Here is a 15256-nt window from a genome sequence, read left to right on the forward strand (position 1 = left end):
GTGTACGGAGAGCCTCCCGCCCATACCTGACAGGTTCCGTCAGGTATGGATTCAGATCTTCTCGACGAGCTCCGGCTCGGTCGCGGACTGCTTCTGGATCCGCTGCTTGACCAGGCCGATCGCGAGCACCAGCGCCGCCACGAGCAGCGACAGCACGACCTGCTCACGGTTGGCGCCGCCGTCGTAGACCATGTAGCCGAGGACGAAGACGATCATCGCGGCGGTGGCCCAGGTCAGGTACGGGAAGAGCCACATCCGCACGACCAGCTTCTCGGGCGACTCGCGCAGGATGATCCCGCGCATCTTCAGCTGGGTGAGGCAGATGACCAGCCAGACGAAGAGGGCGACGGCGCCGGAGGAGTTGAGCAGGAAGGCGAAGACGGTGTCCGGCCACTTGTAGTTGAAGAAGACCGCGACGAAGCCGAAGACCACGGAGGAGAGGATGGCCGCCGTCGGGACACCGCGCTTGTTGGTGCGGGCGAACGCCTTGGGCGCGTCACCGCGCCGGCCGAGCGAGAAGGCCATGCGCGAGGCGGTGTAGAGGCCGGAGTTCAGGCAGGACAGGACGGCGGTCAGGACGATCACGTTCATGATCTGGCCGGCGGCCGGGATGCCGATGGAGTCGAGGGCGGCGACGTACGAGCCCTTCTCGACGATCGACTTGTCGTTCCACGGCAGCAGGGTGAGGACCACGAGGATCGAGCCCAGGTAGAAGACGCCGATGCGCCAGATCACGCTGTTGGTCGCCTTGGTGACGGCCTTCTGCGGGTCCTCGGACTCGCCGGCGGCCAGGGTGACGATCTCGCTGCCCATGAAGGAGAAGACGACCATCAGGACGCCGGTGAGCACCGCGCCCGCGCCCATCGGGAAGAAGCCCCCGGCGTCGGTGAGGTGCGCGAAGCCCGCGCCCGGGTTCTTCGAGCCGGGCAGCACGCCGAAGACGGCGAGCAGGCCGATCACGACGAAGGCGCCGATGGCGACGACCTTGATGCCCGCGAACCAGAACTCGAACTCGCCGTAGGAGGAGACCGAGGCCAGGTTGGTCGCGGTGAGCACCACCATCACGATGAGCGCCCAGCCCCACTGCGGGACGGCCGGGATCCAGCCCTCCAGGATCTTGGCGCCGGCGGTCGCCTCGACGGCGAGCACCACCACCCAGAAGAACCAGTAGAGCCAGCCGATGGTGAAGCCGGCCCAGCGGCCGAGCGCGCGGTCGGCGTAGGCGGAGAAGGAGCCGGAGGACGGGCGGGCCGCGGCCATCTCGCCCAGCATCCGCATCACGAAGACGACCATGGCGCCGACGAGCGCGTAGGACAGCAGGATCGCGGGGCCCGCCGCCGCGATGCCGGAGCCGGAGCCGACGAAGAGGCCCGCGCCGATGACGCCGCCGATGGCGATCATCGACAGATGGCGGTTCTTGAGGCCGGCCTTGAGGCCGTTCGAGCCGTCGGACTGCTGCGCATCACCGGTGGTGCCGGTGTCGCCGCCTTCCTTCGCCAGGGTCGGCTGCGTGTTCATGAACGCTTCCTTCGGGTGTGGGGGGCGCTCGGGTCGCGAGCTGGGGACATGTAACCCGGAGACCGGTGAGTAAGGAAGAGTTGATTCCGGATCGTGACTCAGGACACATTCGGGACGAAAGCCGCGAAACAGGCGGGACCAAGGTCCCGACCCCGCTGACCGCTACCCCGTCACCGACATGCCACACTCGGAACATGCGCGTCTACCTCGGTTCCGACCACGCCGGCTACGAACTCAAGAACCACCTCGTCGAGTGGCTGAAGGCCCACGGCCACGAGCCCGTCGACTGCGGCCCCCACATCTACGACGCCCAGGACGACTACCCGCCGTTCTGCCTGCGTGCCGCGGAGAAGGCCGCCGCCGACCCGGACGCCCTCGGCGTCGTGATCGGCGGCTCCGGCAACGGCGAGCAGATCGCCGCGAACAAGGTCAAGGGGGTGCGCGCCGCCCTCGCCTGGAGCGTGCAGACCGCCGCCCTCGGCCGCGAGCACAACAACGCCAACGTCGTCGCCGTCGGCGCCCGCATGCACACCCAGGACGAGGCCACCTCCTTCGTCGAGGTCTTCCTCAAGACCTCGTACTCCGGCGACGAGCGCCACACCCGCCGCATCGAGATGCTGGCGGCGTACGAGACCACCGGCGAGCTCCCGCCCATCCCGGCGCACCACCCCCAGGAGCCCACCGCCTGATGCCCGAAGGGCACACCATCCACCGGCTGGCCGCCGACTACCGGGAACGGTTCGGCGGCCGGCCCGTGCGCGTCTCCAGCCCGCAGGGCAAGTTCGCCGACTCGGCCGCGCTGCTCGACGGCACGGTCCTCGCCCGCACCGAGGCCCACGGCAAGCACCTCTTCCTGGGCTTCGACGGCTTCCCGGGCGGCGAGTGGGTCCACATCCACCTCGGCCTCTTCGGCAAGGTCGGCTTCGGCGACGCGCCGGCCCCGCCGCCCACCGACACGGTCCGGCTGCGGCTCGCCAACCCCGACGCGTACGTCGACCTGCGCGGCCCCACCACCTGCGCGCTCATCACCGACGCCGAGAAGCAGGCGATACACGAGCGCCTCGGCCCCGACCCGCTGCGCGCCGACGACGACCCCGGCCGCGCCTTCAGGCGCGTCGCCCGGTCCCGTACGACCGTCGCCGCGCTCCTCATGGACCAGAAGACCGTCGCCGGCGTCGGCAACGTCTACCGCGCCGAGGTCCTCTTCCGGCACGGCATCGACCCGTACCGGGCCGGCAAGGACCTGACCGCGGGGGAGTGGGACGCGATCTGGGCCGATCTGGCGACGCTGATGCGCGAGGGCGTCCGCCTCAACCGCATCGACACCGTCCGCCCCGAACACACCCCCGAGGCCATGGGCCGCCCGCCCCGCGTCGACGACCACGGCGGCGAGGTCTACGTCTACCGCCGCGCCCACCAGCCCTGCCACATCTGCGGCACGCCGATCCGCACCGCGGAACTGGCGGCGCGGAACCTGTTCTGGTGCCCGGGGTGCCAGCGCCGCTGACCGGTTCCTAGAAACCGTGCGGCAGCCAGGGCGCCACCGGCGACCCGAAGGCGACGGACGCCTCCGTCAGCGCCCCGTCCCGCAGCTCCCGCACGCGACCGGCCGCCGCGAGCGACACCAGCGACGCACCCCCCAGATACGCCGCCCCCAACTCCCGCACCGACAAAGCCAGATCCGCCGCGTCCCGCGTCCGCGCGCACACCGCGCCCTTCGCGTCCCCGGTCAGCCGCCAACGCCCCTCGTTCCACGGGCAGAACGCGTCCTCGACCTCGAACACCACGTCCACCGGTGCCTGGTAGGTCCGCGCCTCCAGGGCCGCGGCCACCTCCACGATCCGCAGGTGCAGCCCGTCCCGCAGCGTCGGCTCGCACCGGCGCACGTCACTGACCAGGTGCTGCCAGGCGTCGTCCACCGGACGGTCGTGCACATTCACCCGTCCGGTGAGGTCGACCGAGCACAGGAAGCGCCACATCGCCGCCTCCGCCGCCGGGTCGAGGCCGGTCAGCCGGTGCACCGACACGGAACCGTTGGCACCCGCGAACGACCAGTCCGGTTTGACGGCGTAGTGGGCGTAGCCGACGACCTCGCCGTCCCGCTCCGCGAGCAGACACAGCCGCGGCGAGGAGCCCGCCCGCTCACCCGGAGGGTCGAGCAGCGCCTGCCGCTCCCAGCCGGGCCGCCGGGCCAGCATCCCGGGCCGGCCCGCGACCAGCGCCGCGTACACCGCCTCGGTCGCCTCCAGGGCGTCCGCGGGCGTCGTCACGCGCAGGGACACCGCGTCCGTGCCCGGCGGCACGGCCAGCCGCACCCGGGCCGTGTCGACGACCGCCCGGGCGGCCAGCGTCGCCACGCCGTAGCCGAAGCGCCCGTAGATGGCCGGCTCCGAGGCCGTGAGCACCGCCAGCGGCTCGCCCCAGGCCCGCACGTCCTGAAGCTGGCGCCGCATCATCGAGGTGAGGATCCCGCGCCGCCGGTGCGTGCCGGCCACGCTCACCATCGTCACCCCGGCCGCCGGGACCGACGCCCCGCCCGGCACCGTCAGCCGGAAGGTGAAGGCCCCCGCCGTGCCGACGCAGGTGTCGCCGTCCCAGGCGCCCAGGAACCGCTCGTGCTCGGTCAGCTCCCGCCAGAGCGCGCGCTCCTCGTCCGCCTCCGGAACCCCGCCGAAGGCGAGCTCCAGGACCGCGTACCACCGGTCCCACTCGGCAGGGTCGAGCACCCGCAGTTCAGTCGTCATATGCCACCGATATCAGCGCTCCGGCGACCGGCGCGACCCGATTTCGAATGCAATGTCAGATGGGTCCCCCTGCACGAGCTCCGATCGGATGGATAGGGTCCAGGCCAATGGGACGTCGCGGCAGAGTGCACACGTACGCGGCCCGGACGCGCAGGAGCGCGGCCCGGGCCCGCATCGCGCTGCGCCGGAGCGCGGTCGACTACTTCCGCGGCGACGGCTCGGACTGGGTGGCCCTCGCGGGGCTGCTGCTCACCGTCCCGGCCATCGCCTGCCTCACCCTGCTCGACCCGGTGTGGTGCGCGCCCGCCGCGCTCGTGCTGCCGATCGTCGCCGGCGGGCTGCTGCTGCGCCCCGCCAGCCTGCTCGGGCTGTACGCGGCGGCCGCCGGCGCGCTCATCGTCGAGTCCGTCGTGCTCGGCCCGTACACCCAGGGCCCGGCCCGGGTCACCCCCGGCACCGTCCTCGTGGTCGCCGCCTGCGGCTTCTTCGGACTGCTCATCGCGCAGTTCCGGGCCCGGGTCGGCGTGCCCTGGCGGCGCGGCGGCACCATGCTCTTCGACCTGCGCGAACGCATCCGGGTGCAGAGCGCGCTGCCCCGGCTGCCCGGCGGCTGGCACCGCGAGATGGCGCTGCGCCCGGCCGGCGGCCAGTCCTTCTCCGGCGACTTCGTCGTCGCCGCCCGCACCCACGGCGGCCGCACCCTCGAAGTCGTCCTCACCGACGTCTCCGGCAAGGGCATGGACGCCGGCTCCCGCGCCCTGCTGCTCTCCGGCGCCTTCGGCGGCCTGCTCGGCTCGCTGCCCCCGCACGGCTTCCTGCCCGCCGCCAACGGCTATCTGCTCCGCCAGGACTGGGACGAGGGCTTCGCCACCTCCGTGCACCTCGTCCTCGACCTGGAGTCCGGCGACTACGAACTCCTCTCCGCCGGCCACCTGCCCGCCCTCCAGCTCCACGCCGGCACCGGCCGCTGGGAGGAGAAGGCCGCCGAAGGCCCCCTCCTCGGCGTCTACGACGGCGCCGAGTTCCACCCGGTCAAGGGCTCCCTGCGCCCCGGCGACGTCCTCATGCTCTTCACCGACGGCCTCGTCGAGAGCGCCGAGCGCGACCTCACCGAAGGCATCGACCGCCTCACCGGCGAGGCCGACCGCTATGTCGCCGCCGGCTTCGAGGGCGCCGCCTGGCACCTCATCGAAGCCTGCGCCAAGGACGTCAACGACGACCGGGCCCTCCTCCTCATCAGCCGCAAGGGGTGACCCGCCCGATGACCGGCAACTCCTCCCGCCTCTCCCTCGCCGAGATCGAGGCCCTCGCCGTCGCCGCGCACGCGGGGCAGACCGACAAGGCCGGCCGGCCCTACGCCGAGCACCTGAGGGCCGTCGCCGAGGGCGTACGGGCCCGGGGCGGGAGCGAGGAGCAGATCGCGGCCGGGTGGCTGCACGACGCCGTCGAGGACGCCGCCCTGCCGGAGGAGTGGCTGGCCGGGGCGGCGCTGCCGGACGAGGTGAAGGCCATGGTGCGCGCGCTCACCAAGCGGCCCGGCGAGGAGCTGGAGGCCTACACGCGGCGGATTCTCGCCACGCCGGGCGCCCTGCTCGTCAAGGAGGCCGACCTCGCGCACAACGCGGACCCGCAGCGGCTCGCGGTGCTCGACCCGGCGACCCGGGAGCGGCTCACCGCCAAATACGCCCGCGTGCGCGGCCTCCTCGGTCTCGGGCCGGCGCCCACAGGGAAATGATCAAGACGTAATTTCGTCAAGTTGGCCGGAATTCCGCGTCGACGATTCGTCACCCGTCCCCGCTGGGCAGGAAGTTGGTGGCACGATAGGTGCGGCGGGGGTGTTCTGTGGTGTGCGCTCCCGGGCGGCAAGGCGAAACCGACCGAGGGTGTGATCAGTTGTGGCCATCTCACTGTCCGTGGTGCTGCTGTTGGCGATCATCCTGGTGGTGTTGATCCGCGGCGGAAACCTCAAGGCCGGCCCGGCCGTCGTCGCGGTCCTCTTCGGGTTCTTCCTCGCGTCCACCGGCATGGCGCCCAACATCCAGAACTTCCTGGACTCGATAACGGCGTCGATCGCCTCCATCAAGTTCTGACACGTTCCGAGCACGGCGAAGGCCCCGCGGATGCGACATCCGCGGGGCCTTCGCCGTACCTGGAGCGGGCGACGGGAATCGAACCCGCGTAGCTAGTTTGGAAGACTAGGGCTCTACCATTGAGCTACGCCCGCAAGCACTGCGCCGCAGGCCATCAGGGCCGCGGCACGGACGCCATCGTAGCGGGTCCCGGTGGGTCCCCGCACGTCCCTCGGAAAGAAGGGGCGTCGCACCGTCCCCGTCCATGTACCCTACGTGTCGCACCGACGGGGTGTGGCGCAGCTTGGTAGCGCGTCCGCTTTGGGAGCGGAAGGCCGTGGGTTCAAATCCCGCCACCCCGACCAGCCGTGATCGCGCACGGCGATCGCACGTGAAGATCGCATTGTGGGGCGCCCGCCGCTTGCGGTTACTATGCAAGCTGCGTGCCCGTGTGTCTCTCTGACCGGGCCGATCGGCCGGAACCGCCCCTGGCGGCGCCGCCGGAAACCAGGAATCAGCCACAAGGAGACCGAACCGTGAAGAGCGCCGTGGAGACCCTGAACCCGACCCGGGTTCGGCTCACTGTCGAGGTGCCCTTCGAGGAGCTCAAGGACAGCCTCGACGCGGCGTACAAGAAGATCAACCAGCAGGTCACGGTCAAGGGCTTCCGCAAGGGCAAGATCCCCGCGCGTGTCATCGACCAGCGCTTCGGCCGCGGTGCGGTGCTGGAGGAGGCCGTCAACGACGCCCTCCCGAAGCTCTACAACGCCGCGGTCAACGAGGCCGAGGTCAACCCGCTCGGCCAGCCCGAGGTCGACATCAAGGAGCTGAAGGACGGCGAGCTGCTCTCCTTCACCGCCGAGGTCGACATCCGCCCGGCCATCGAGATCCCGGACTACTCCGGCATCGAGGTCGAGGTCGACGCGGTCGAGGTCACCGACGAGGACATCGAGAAGTCCGTGGAGCAGCTGCGCGAGCGCTTCGCCTCCACGAACCCGGTCGAGCGCGCCGCCGCCGAGGGTGACGTCGTCACCATCGACCTGCAGGCCAAGGTCGACGGCGAGGTCCTGCCCGACGGTGTCGCCGAGGGTGTCTCGTACACCATCGGCTCCGGCGAGCTGCTCGACGGCATCGACGCCGCCGTCACCGGCCTGGAGGCCGGCGGCGAGGCCACCTTCACCTCGCAGCTGAAGGGCGGCTCCGCCGAGGGCAAGGACGCCGAGGTCACCGTCAAGGTCACCGCCGTCGCCGCCCGTGAGCTCCCCGAGCTGGACGACGAGTTCGCGCAGATGGCGTCGGAGTTCGACACCCTCGACGAGCTCAAGGCCGACAGCCGCAAGCGCCTCGAGAACATGAAGCAGTTCGACCAGGCCACCCAGGCCCAGGAGCGCGTCCTGGAGAAGTTCCTGGAGCTGGCGGAGATCCCCGTTCCCGAGAAGCTCCTCGAGGACGAGGTCAACACCCGCAAGCACAACCTGGAGCACCACCAGCTCGGTCAGATGGGCCTGACCCTCGAGAAGTACCTGGAGTTCCAGGGCAAGACGGTCGAGGAGTTCGAGGCCGAGACCAAGGAGCAGGCGGTCAAGGGCATCAAGACCCAGTTCCTCCTCGACGAGCTCGTCAACCAGGAGAAGCTCAACGTCGAGCAGGACGAGCTCACCGAGCACCTGATGCGCCGCGCCGCGTCCTCCGGCATGTCCCCCGACCAGTTCGCCCAGGCGATCGTCGAGGGCGGCCAGGTCCCGATGCTGGTCGGCGAGGTCGCCCGCGGCAAGGCCCTCGCGGTCGTCGTCGAGGCCGCCAAGGTCGTCGACACCAACGGTGAGGTCGTCGACCTCTCCGACGAGGACGAGGAGCAGGTCACCGAGACGGTCGAGGCCGTCACCGGTGAGGCCGAGGTCTCCGAGGACAAGTAAGGCCGAGGCCCCTGGGGCCACGCCCTGAACCCGCGCCACGGGCCCGGACGCACAGCAGTGCGCCCGGGCCCGTGGACGTACCGGGACCCGGTTCGCACGCCTTTATGCGCCCCCAACTACCTTGCGCTCCCAGCGAACAGTTCGGGAAGCGGGATGGCGCCCGCCTACCAGCGCGTTAGGGTCCATGAATACGGGGGCACTGCCCTCAGAACGAGACGCGAGACGGCACGGGGCCGTCGGAGACGAGCAGGTGGATACGTGACGAATCTGAAGCCTTACGCCGCGGGTGAGCCGTCCATCGGTGGTGGCCTCGGCGACCATGTCTACAACCGGCTGCTCGGCGAGCGCATCATCTTCCTCGGCCAGCAGGTCGACGACGACATCGCCAACAAGATCACCGCGCAGATGCTCCTCCTGGCCGCCGACCCGGAGAAGGACATCTACCTCTACATCAACAGCCCCGGTGGCTCCGTGACGGCCGGCATGGCCGTCTACGACACCATGCAGTACATCCCGAACGACGTCGTGACCATCGGTATGGGCATGGCCGCGTCGATGGGCCAGTTCCTGCTCACCGGCGGCACCGCCGGCAAGCGCTTCGCGCTGCCGAACACCGACATCCTGATGCACCAGGGCTCCGCCGGCATCGGCGGCACCGCCTCGGACATCAAGATCCAGGCCGACTACCTGCTCCGCACGAAGCAGCGCATGGCCGAGATCACCGCGCACCACTCCGGCCAGACCGTCGACGCGATCATCCGCGACGGCGACCGCGACCGCTGGTTCACCGCCGACGAGGCCAAGGAGTACGGCCTCATCGACGACATCATCACCCACGCCGCGGGTGTCCCGGGCGGCGGCGGCACGGGCGCCTGAGCCGGCCCCCGGCAGCCCGTTCCGACAAGCCCCAGCCCTCACACCCGCCCCCAGGATGGTGAACAGCCCCATGACCCCGAACTTCTCCGCGAGCGGCCTTTACACCGGCCCGCAGGTGGACAACCGCTACGTCGTCCCGCGCTTCGTCGAGCGCACCTCGCAGGGCATCCGCGAGTACGACCCGTACGCGAAGCTCTTCGAGGAGCGCGTGATCTTCCTCGGCGTGCAGATCGACGACGCCTCCGCCAACGACGTCATGGCGCAGCTGCTGTGCCTGGAGTCGATGGACCCGGACCGCGACATCTCCATCTACATCAACAGCCCCGGTGGTTCCTTCACCGCGCTGACCGCGATCTACGACACGATGCAGTTCGTGAAGCCGGACATCCAGACGGTCTGCATGGGCCAGGCGGCCTCCGCCGCGGCCATCCTGCTGGCCGCCGGCACCCCCGGCAAGCGCATGGCCCTGCCGAACGCCCGCGTGCTGATCCACCAGCCGTCCGGCGGCACCGGCCGCGAGCAGCTCTCCGACCTGGAGATCGCGGCCCGCGAGATCCTGCGCATGCGCAGCCAGCTGGAGGAGATGCTGGCCAAGCACTCCACCACCCCGATCGAGAAGATCCGCGACGACATCGAGCGCGACAAGATCCTGACCGCCGAGGACGCCCTCGCGTACGGCCTGATCGACCAGATCATCTCGACCCGCAAGAGCACGGCCGCCTCGGCAGCCTGACGCTCGACCTTCCCGTGGCGCGGGAGGCTGGAGGGACGGCATGGCCGAATCCCGACCATGCCAACCGCGCCAAGGGGGGCCCGAACGGGGGGCCCGGCAAGGTACCGTCGAATATGAGGCACCAGGAGTCGCTGAACCAAGCGCTCCCAGGCGAAGGGGAAGCACCTCGTGGCACGCATCGGTGATGGCGGCGATCTGCTCAAGTGCTCGTTCTGCGGAAAGAGCCAGAAGCAGGTGAAGAAGCTCATCGCAGGACCCGGTGTGTACATCTGCGACGAGTGCATCGACCTCTGTAACGAGATCATCGAGGAAGAACTCGCCGAGACGAGCGAGGTGCGGTGGGAGGAGCTCCCCAAGCCCCGCGAGATCTACGAGTTCCTCGAGGGGTACGTCGTCGGGCAGGAGCCCGCGAAGAAGGCCCTCTCGGTCGCGGTCTACAACCACTACAAGCGCGTCCAGGCCGGCGAGAACGGGGGCGCGCAGGGCCGGGACGACGCCATCGAGCTGGCGAAGTCCAACATCCTGCTCCTGGGGCCCACGGGCTCCGGCAAGACGCTGCTCGCCCAGACGCTCGCCCGCATGCTCAACGTGCCGTTCGCCATCGCCGACGCGACGGCGCTGACGGAGGCGGGCTATGTGGGCGAGGACGTCGAGAACATCCTGCTCAAGCTGATCCAGGCCGCCGACTACGACGTCAAGAAGGCCGAGACCGGGATCATCTACATCGACGAGATCGACAAGGTCGCCCGTAAGAGCGAAAACCCGTCGATCACGCGCGACGTGAGCGGCGAGGGCGTGCAGCAGGCCCTCCTGAAGATCCTGGAAGGCACCACGGCCTCCGTTCCGCCGCAGGGCGGCCGGAAGCACCCGCACCAGGAGTTCATCCAGATCGACACGACGAACGTGCTCTTCATCGTGGGCGGCGCCTTCGCCGGCCTGGAGAAGATCATCGAGTCGCGGGCCGGCGCCAAGGGCATCGGCTTCGGGGCGACCATCCGCTCCAAGCGCGAGATCGAGGCGAGCGACCAGTTCCAGGAGGTCATGCCGGAGGACCTGGTGAAGTTCGGGATGATCCCCGAGTTCATCGGCCGTCTCCCCGTCATCACCTCGGTGCACAACCTGGACCGCGAGGCCCTGCTGAAGATCCTTGTCGAGCCGCGCAACGCCCTGGTGAAGCAGTACCAGCGCCTCTTCGAACTCGACGGCGTGGAGCTGGACTTCGACCGCCCCGCCCTGGAGGCCATCGCCGACCAGGCCATCCTCCGCGGCACCGGCGCGCGCGGTCTGCGCGCCATCATGGAGGAGGTCCTCCAGTCGGTGATGTACGAGGTCCCGTCCCGCAAGGACGTGGCCCGCGTGGTCATCACGGCCGACGTCGTCCGCGACAACGTCAACCCGACGCTGGTGCCGCGGATCGTGAAGCACGACGGCCGGCACGAGAAGAGCGCGTAGCCGCACACGCGGACGAAAGGGGCGCCCCCGCCGAGTGGTTCGGCGGGGGCGCCCCTTTCCGCGTGCCCTACGCCTTGCTGCGCGAGGTGTTGTAGAGCTTGGCCGCGAGCTCGGCCGCCTCCGACTGGGGCAGCGCCGCGCCGCCGGTCATCATGGTCGACAGATCGATCAGGTTGACGGTGCCGAGGGTCGAGTAGTCGGCCCAGATGCAGGTGGGAGCCTCCATCGACTTGGGGCCGAGCGCCGCCGAGCCGGAGCTCTTCTCGCTCGTCATCCGCACGTTCTGGCACTTCATCAGGGCGCCGCTGAAGCCCGAGGGCTCCACCGTCTCGGCCGACCCGACGAGTTCGTACTTGATCCCCAGCTTCTCGGCGTCGGGGTTCTTGCCGATGCTCGCGAAGTAGGCGTCGATGGCCGCGGACGGATCGGCGATCTCGCCGTACAGGCCGCTGAAGGTGAGCTGCTTGCCCTTGAGGGGGGCCGTGTCGTTCTTGTACTGGGCGACGACCTGGGAGGCGTTCTTCACACCGAGGGCCTCGGCGCGCGCCTTCTGCTCCGGGTTGAGCGGCCCGGTCTTGTCGCCGGCGCCCGGGTTCTTCTTGTAGGCGTCGACGCTCTCCGGAGCGGCGAGCTTGTAGCCCTTGGTGTCGTCGCCGATCGCGCCGCCACCGCCCCCGCCGCCGAACGCGTAGTAGGCGCCGATGGCCAGGCCCACGACCGCGGCCACGATGCCGATGGTCAGCGGTGCCTTGGACTTCTTCGGCGCCGGCGGCACGGGCATGTAGCCGCCGGGGCCCTGCGGCGCGCCGTACGGGGGCTGCGGCTGTCCGTAAGGGGCCTGCGGCTGCTGCCCGTACGGGTTGGGCTGCTGGCCGTAAGGGCCGGGCTGGCCGCCGTACGGGCCGGGCTGCTGCGGCGGGACGCCCTGCGGGGCCTGCTGGGGGTAGCCGTAGCCGGGCTGCGGGGCCTGCGGCTGTCCGTAGGGGTTCGGCTGGCCCCCGTACGGGCCGGGCTGGCCGGGCTGCTGCCCGTACGGGTTCGGCTGACCGCCGCCGTACGGGCCTGGCTGGTTGTAGCTCATCGACTGTTTCCCCTCACAGGATGTTTATGCGTAGCGAACATCCTGTCGGAACCCTTGCCCCGCCGGGGCGGTGGGGGTCACACCGTTACGGAACAATCGTGTTTCTGCGCGGGCGCGGGACACCCCTAAACTGGGCCCGTGACCGAGAACACTCAGCAGCAGACAGCAGCCACCACCGAATTGCCGACCCAGTACATGCCGGCCGAGGTAGAGGGGCCGCTGTACGAGCGCTGGGTAGAGCGCGGCTACTTCGAGGCGGACGAGAAGAGCGACAAGCCTCCGTACACCATCGTCATCCCGCCGCCGAACGTCACCGGTTCGCTCCACCTGGGCCACGCCTTCGAGCACACGCTGATCGACGCCCTCACCCGCCGCAAGCGGATGCAGGGTTACGAGACGCTGTGGCAGCCCGGCATGGACCACGCCGGCATCGCCACCCAGAACGTCGTCGAGCGCGAGCTCGCCAAGGAGGGCAAGTCCCGCCACGACCTGGGCCGAGAGGCGTTCGTCGAGCGCGTCTGGAAGTGGAAGGCCGAGTCCGGCGGGCAGATCTCCGGTCAGATGCGCCGCCTCGGTGACGGCGTCGCCTGGTCGCGCGAGCGCTTCACCATGGACGAGGGCCTCTCGCAGGCCGTCCAGACCATCTTCAAGAAGCTCTACGACGACGAGCTGATCTACCGCGCCGAGCGCATCATCAACTGGTGCCCGCGCTGCCTCACCGCGATCTCCGACATCGAGGTCGAGTACCAGGACGACGACGGCGAGCTCGTCTCCATCCGCTACGGCGAGGGCGACGCGTCCATCGTCGTCGCGACCACCCGCGCCGAGACGATGCTCGGTGACACGGCCGTCGCCGTCCACCCGGAGGACGAGCGGTACAAGCACCTCGTCGGCACCGAGATCGAGCTGCCGCTGACCGGCCGCCGCATCCCGGTCGTCGCCGACGCGCACGTCGACCCCGAGTTCGGCACCGGCGCCGTCAAGGTGACGCCGGCGCACGACCCGAACGACTTCGAGATCGGCCAGCGGCACAACCTGCCGTCGATCGCCGTCATGGACGAGCACGCGGTCATCACCGTCCACGGCCCCTTCCAGGGCCTGGACCGCTTGGAGGCCCGTTCCGCCATCGTCGCCGCGCTGCGCGCCGACGGCCGGATCGTCGCCGAGAAGCGCCCGTACACCCACTCCGTCGGCCACTGCTCGCGGTGCAAGACCACCATCGAGCCGCGCCTGTCGATGCAGTGGTGGGTCAAGGTCGGCCCGCTCGCGAAGGCCGCCGGTGACGCGGTCCGCGACGGCAAGGTCAAGATCCACCCGCAGGAGATGGAGAAGCGGTACTTCGACTGGGTCGACAACCTGCACGACTGGTGCATCTCGCGCCAGCTGTGGTGGGGCCATCGCATCCCGGTCTGGTACGGCCCGAACGGCGAGGTCGTCTGCGTCGGACCGGACGAGCAGCCGCCCGCCGGCGAGGGCTGGTACCAGGACACCGACGTCCTCGACACCTGGTTCTCCTCCGGCCTGTGGCCGTTCTCCACGCTGGGCTGGCCCGAGCAGACCGAGAGCCTCAAGAAGTTCTATCCGAACTCCGTCCTGGTCACCGGCTACGACATCCTCTTCTTCTGGGTCGCCCGGATGATGATGTTCGGCCTCTACGCGATGGACGGCACCCCGCCGTTCCACACCATCGCGCTGCACGGCATGGTCCGTGACCAGAACGGCAAGAAGATGTCGAAGTCCTTCGGCAACGTGGTCAACCCGCTGGACTGGATGGACCAGTACGGCTCCGACGCCGTCCGCTTCACCCTGGCCAACGGCGCCAACCCGGGCGTCGACGTCCCGATCGGCGAGGACTGGGTCAAGGCGTCCCGGAACTTCGCCAACAAGATCTGGAACGCGACCCGCTTCGCGCTCATGAACGGCGCGACCATCGAGGGCGAGCTGCCGCCGGTCGAGCAGCTGTCCGCGACGGACCGCTGGATCCTGTCGCGGCTCAACAAGACGGTCGCCCAGGTCGACGCGCTCTACGAGGACTACCAGTTCGCGAAGCTCAGCGACGCGCTGTACCACTTCGCGTGGGACGAGGTCTTCGACTGGTACGTCGAGCTGTCGAAGACGACGTTCTTCGCCGGCGGCGAGCAGGCCAAGGTCTCCGGCCGGGTCCTCGGCGAGGTCCTGGACGTGATGCTGCGCCTGCTGCACCCGATCGTCCCGTTCGTCACCGACGCCCTCTGGACCACGCTCACCGGCCGCGAGTCGCTCGTCATCGCCGAGTGGCCGAAGGACAGTGGCTTCCGCGACGACGCCGCCGAGGCCGAGATCGAGAACCTCCAGCAGGTCGTCACCGAGGTCCGCCGCTTCCGTGCCGACCAGGGCCTCCAGCCCGGCCAGAAGGTCCCGGCCCGCCTCGACCTGACCGGCACCGCGCTCGCCCCGCACGAGGCCGCCATCCGCCAGCTGCTCCGCCTCCAGCCGGAGGGCGAGGGCTTCGCGGCCACCGCCTCCCTGCCGGTCGCCGGCGCGACGGTCTCGCTCGACCTGTCGGGCACGATCGACGTGGCCGCCGAGCGCAAGCGGCTCGCGAAGGACCTGGCCGCCGCCGAGAAGGAGAAGGCCCAGGCCGAGGGCAAGCTGGGCAACGAGGCGTTCCTCGCCAAGGCCCCGGACAACGTGGTCGACAAGATCCGCACCCGCCTGGCCAAGGCGGACGAGGACATCGCCCGCATCCGGACGCAGCTGGAGCGCCTGCCCCAGGCGTGAGGCACGCGAAAGGGCCCGGCACCGCCGCACGCGGTGCCGGGCCCTTTCGCGTGCCCCGGGACGCGACGCCCTCGCCGACGGCATCCCACGGTGCCTGGCGTGCTGCG

13 protein-coding genes and 2 tRNA genes are annotated in these 15256 nt (G+C 70.1%); 11 read left to right on the top strand and 4 right to left on the bottom strand.

The window, feature by feature from the left end; all coding sequences use genetic code 11:
- Positions 1 to 51 precede the first annotated feature (51 nt).
- Positions 52 to 1518 (bottom strand): amino acid permease, encoded by a 1467-nt coding sequence (locus ACFYU9_RS07885; protein ID WP_389343591.1) that lies wholly within the window; start codon positions 1516 to 1518, stop codon positions 52 to 54.
- 194 nt (positions 1519 to 1712) lie between these two features.
- On the opposite strand from ACFYU9_RS07885, the gene ACFYU9_RS07890 reads away from it, so the two are divergent.
- A complete protein-coding gene (locus tag ACFYU9_RS07890) occupies positions 1713 to 2207 on the top strand; it encodes a ribose-5-phosphate isomerase (protein ID WP_389343594.1) in 495 nt (164 codons plus the stop codon).
- On the top strand, positions 2207 to 3025 hold the full coding sequence (locus tag ACFYU9_RS07895; RefSeq protein ID WP_389343597.1) for an Fpg/Nei family DNA glycosylase: 819 nt from the start codon (positions 2207 to 2209) through the stop codon (positions 3023 to 3025). Before ACFYU9_RS07890 ends, ACFYU9_RS07895 begins: the two co-directional genes overlap by 1 nt.
- Before the next feature lie 7 nt (positions 3026 to 3032).
- On the opposite strand, the gene ACFYU9_RS07900 is transcribed toward ACFYU9_RS07895, so the two are convergent.
- Positions 3033 to 4262 (bottom strand): GNAT family N-acetyltransferase, encoded by a 1230-nt coding sequence (locus tag ACFYU9_RS07900; RefSeq protein ID WP_389343600.1) that lies wholly within the window; start codon positions 4260 to 4262, stop codon positions 3033 to 3035.
- A gap of 107 nt (positions 4263 to 4369) precedes the next feature.
- Between ACFYU9_RS07900 and ACFYU9_RS07905 the strand changes: the two genes are divergently transcribed.
- The 3 genes from ACFYU9_RS07905 to ACFYU9_RS07915 all read left to right on the top strand — a co-directional run bounded on the left by ACFYU9_RS07905 (position 4370) and on the right by ACFYU9_RS07915 (position 6352).
- The gene (locus ACFYU9_RS07905; RefSeq protein ID WP_389206166.1) at positions 4370 to 5515 is read left to right on the top strand and encodes a PP2C family protein-serine/threonine phosphatase; all 1146 of its coding nucleotides are present in this window, start codon (positions 4370 to 4372) and stop codon (positions 5513 to 5515) included.
- Between the two features lie 8 nt (positions 5516 to 5523).
- The gene (locus tag ACFYU9_RS07910) at positions 5524 to 5997 is read left to right on the top strand and encodes an HD domain-containing protein (protein ID WP_389343603.1); all 474 of its coding nucleotides are present in this window, start codon (positions 5524 to 5526) and stop codon (positions 5995 to 5997) included.
- A gap of 160 nt (positions 5998 to 6157) precedes the next feature.
- The gene (locus ACFYU9_RS07915) at positions 6158 to 6352 is read left to right on the top strand and encodes a hypothetical protein (protein WP_389206162.1); all 195 of its coding nucleotides are present in this window, start codon (positions 6158 to 6160) and stop codon (positions 6350 to 6352) included.
- A gap of 60 nt (positions 6353 to 6412) precedes the next feature.
- Here ACFYU9_RS07915 and ACFYU9_RS07920 read toward each other — a convergent pair.
- Positions 6413 to 6486 (bottom strand) — tRNA-Gly (locus ACFYU9_RS07920).
- A 133-nt stretch (positions 6487 to 6619) separates the two neighbouring features.
- Between ACFYU9_RS07920 and ACFYU9_RS07925 the strand changes: the two genes are divergently transcribed.
- The 5 genes from ACFYU9_RS07925 to clpX all read left to right on the top strand — a co-directional run bounded on the left by ACFYU9_RS07925 (position 6620) and on the right by clpX (position 11308).
- Positions 6620 to 6696, top strand: a tRNA-Pro gene (locus tag ACFYU9_RS07925).
- Between the two features lie 171 nt (positions 6697 to 6867).
- Complete coding sequence (gene tig, locus ACFYU9_RS07930; RefSeq protein ID WP_389206160.1) at positions 6868 to 8247, top strand: trigger factor; 1380 nt, start codon at positions 6868 to 6870, stop codon at positions 8245 to 8247.
- A gap of 258 nt (positions 8248 to 8505) precedes the next feature.
- Complete coding sequence (locus tag ACFYU9_RS07935; protein WP_389206157.1) at positions 8506 to 9123, top strand: ATP-dependent Clp protease proteolytic subunit; 618 nt, start codon at positions 8506 to 8508, stop codon at positions 9121 to 9123.
- A gap of 70 nt (positions 9124 to 9193) precedes the next feature.
- The gene (locus tag ACFYU9_RS07940) at positions 9194 to 9856 is read left to right on the top strand and encodes an ATP-dependent Clp protease proteolytic subunit (RefSeq protein WP_389206155.1); all 663 of its coding nucleotides are present in this window, start codon (positions 9194 to 9196) and stop codon (positions 9854 to 9856) included.
- Between the two features lie 168 nt (positions 9857 to 10024).
- Positions 10025 to 11308: an ATP-dependent Clp protease ATP-binding subunit ClpX gene (gene clpX / locus ACFYU9_RS07945; protein ID WP_389206153.1), complete on the top strand. Its 1284-nt coding sequence runs from the start codon at positions 10025 to 10027 to the stop codon at positions 11306 to 11308.
- Between the two features lie 67 nt (positions 11309 to 11375).
- On the opposite strand, the gene ACFYU9_RS07950 is transcribed toward clpX, so the two are convergent.
- On the bottom strand, positions 11376 to 12389 hold the full coding sequence (locus ACFYU9_RS07950) for a hypothetical protein (RefSeq protein ID WP_389206150.1): 1014 nt from the start codon (positions 12387 to 12389) through the stop codon (positions 11376 to 11378).
- 138 nt (positions 12390 to 12527) lie between these two features.
- Between ACFYU9_RS07950 and ACFYU9_RS07955 the strand changes: the two genes are divergently transcribed.
- Positions 12528 to 15149 (top strand): valine--tRNA ligase, encoded by a 2622-nt coding sequence (locus tag ACFYU9_RS07955; RefSeq protein WP_389343606.1) that lies wholly within the window; start codon positions 12528 to 12530, stop codon positions 15147 to 15149.
- Positions 15150 to 15256: the final 107 nt, after the last annotated feature.

Origin of the sequence: Streptomyces sp. NPDC004327, from assembly GCF_042873935.1 — a bacterium.
Classification (GTDB): Bacteria; Actinomycetota; Actinomycetes; order Streptomycetales; family Streptomycetaceae; genus Streptomyces.

What these genes read in the sequence shown, in the direction of transcription:
- ACFYU9_RS07885 (WP_389343591.1), bottom strand. Translation starts at nt 1,518, where the DNA reads ATGAACACGCAGCCGACCCTGGCGAAGGAAGGCGGCGACACCGGCACC.
- ACFYU9_RS07890 (WP_389343594.1), top strand. Translation starts at nt 1,713, where the DNA reads ATGCGCGTCTACCTCGGTTCCGACCACGCCGGCTACGAACTCAAGAAC.
- ACFYU9_RS07895 (WP_389343597.1), top strand. Translation starts at nt 2,207, where the DNA reads ATGCCCGAAGGGCACACCATCCACCGGCTGGCCGCCGACTACCGGGAA.
- ACFYU9_RS07900 (WP_389343600.1), bottom strand. Translation starts at nt 4,262, where the DNA reads ATGACGACTGAACTGCGGGTGCTCGACCCTGCCGAGTGGGACCGGTGG.
- ACFYU9_RS07905 (WP_389206166.1), top strand. Translation starts at nt 4,370, where the DNA reads ATGGGACGTCGCGGCAGAGTGCACACGTACGCGGCCCGGACGCGCAGG.
- ACFYU9_RS07910 (WP_389343603.1), top strand. Translation starts at nt 5,524, where the DNA reads ATGACCGGCAACTCCTCCCGCCTCTCCCTCGCCGAGATCGAGGCCCTC.
- ACFYU9_RS07940 (WP_389206155.1), top strand. Translation starts at nt 9,194, where the DNA reads ATGACCCCGAACTTCTCCGCGAGCGGCCTTTACACCGGCCCGCAGGTG.
- ACFYU9_RS07950 (WP_389206150.1), bottom strand. Translation starts at nt 12,389, where the DNA reads ATGAGCTACAACCAGCCAGGCCCGTACGGCGGCGGTCAGCCGAACCCG.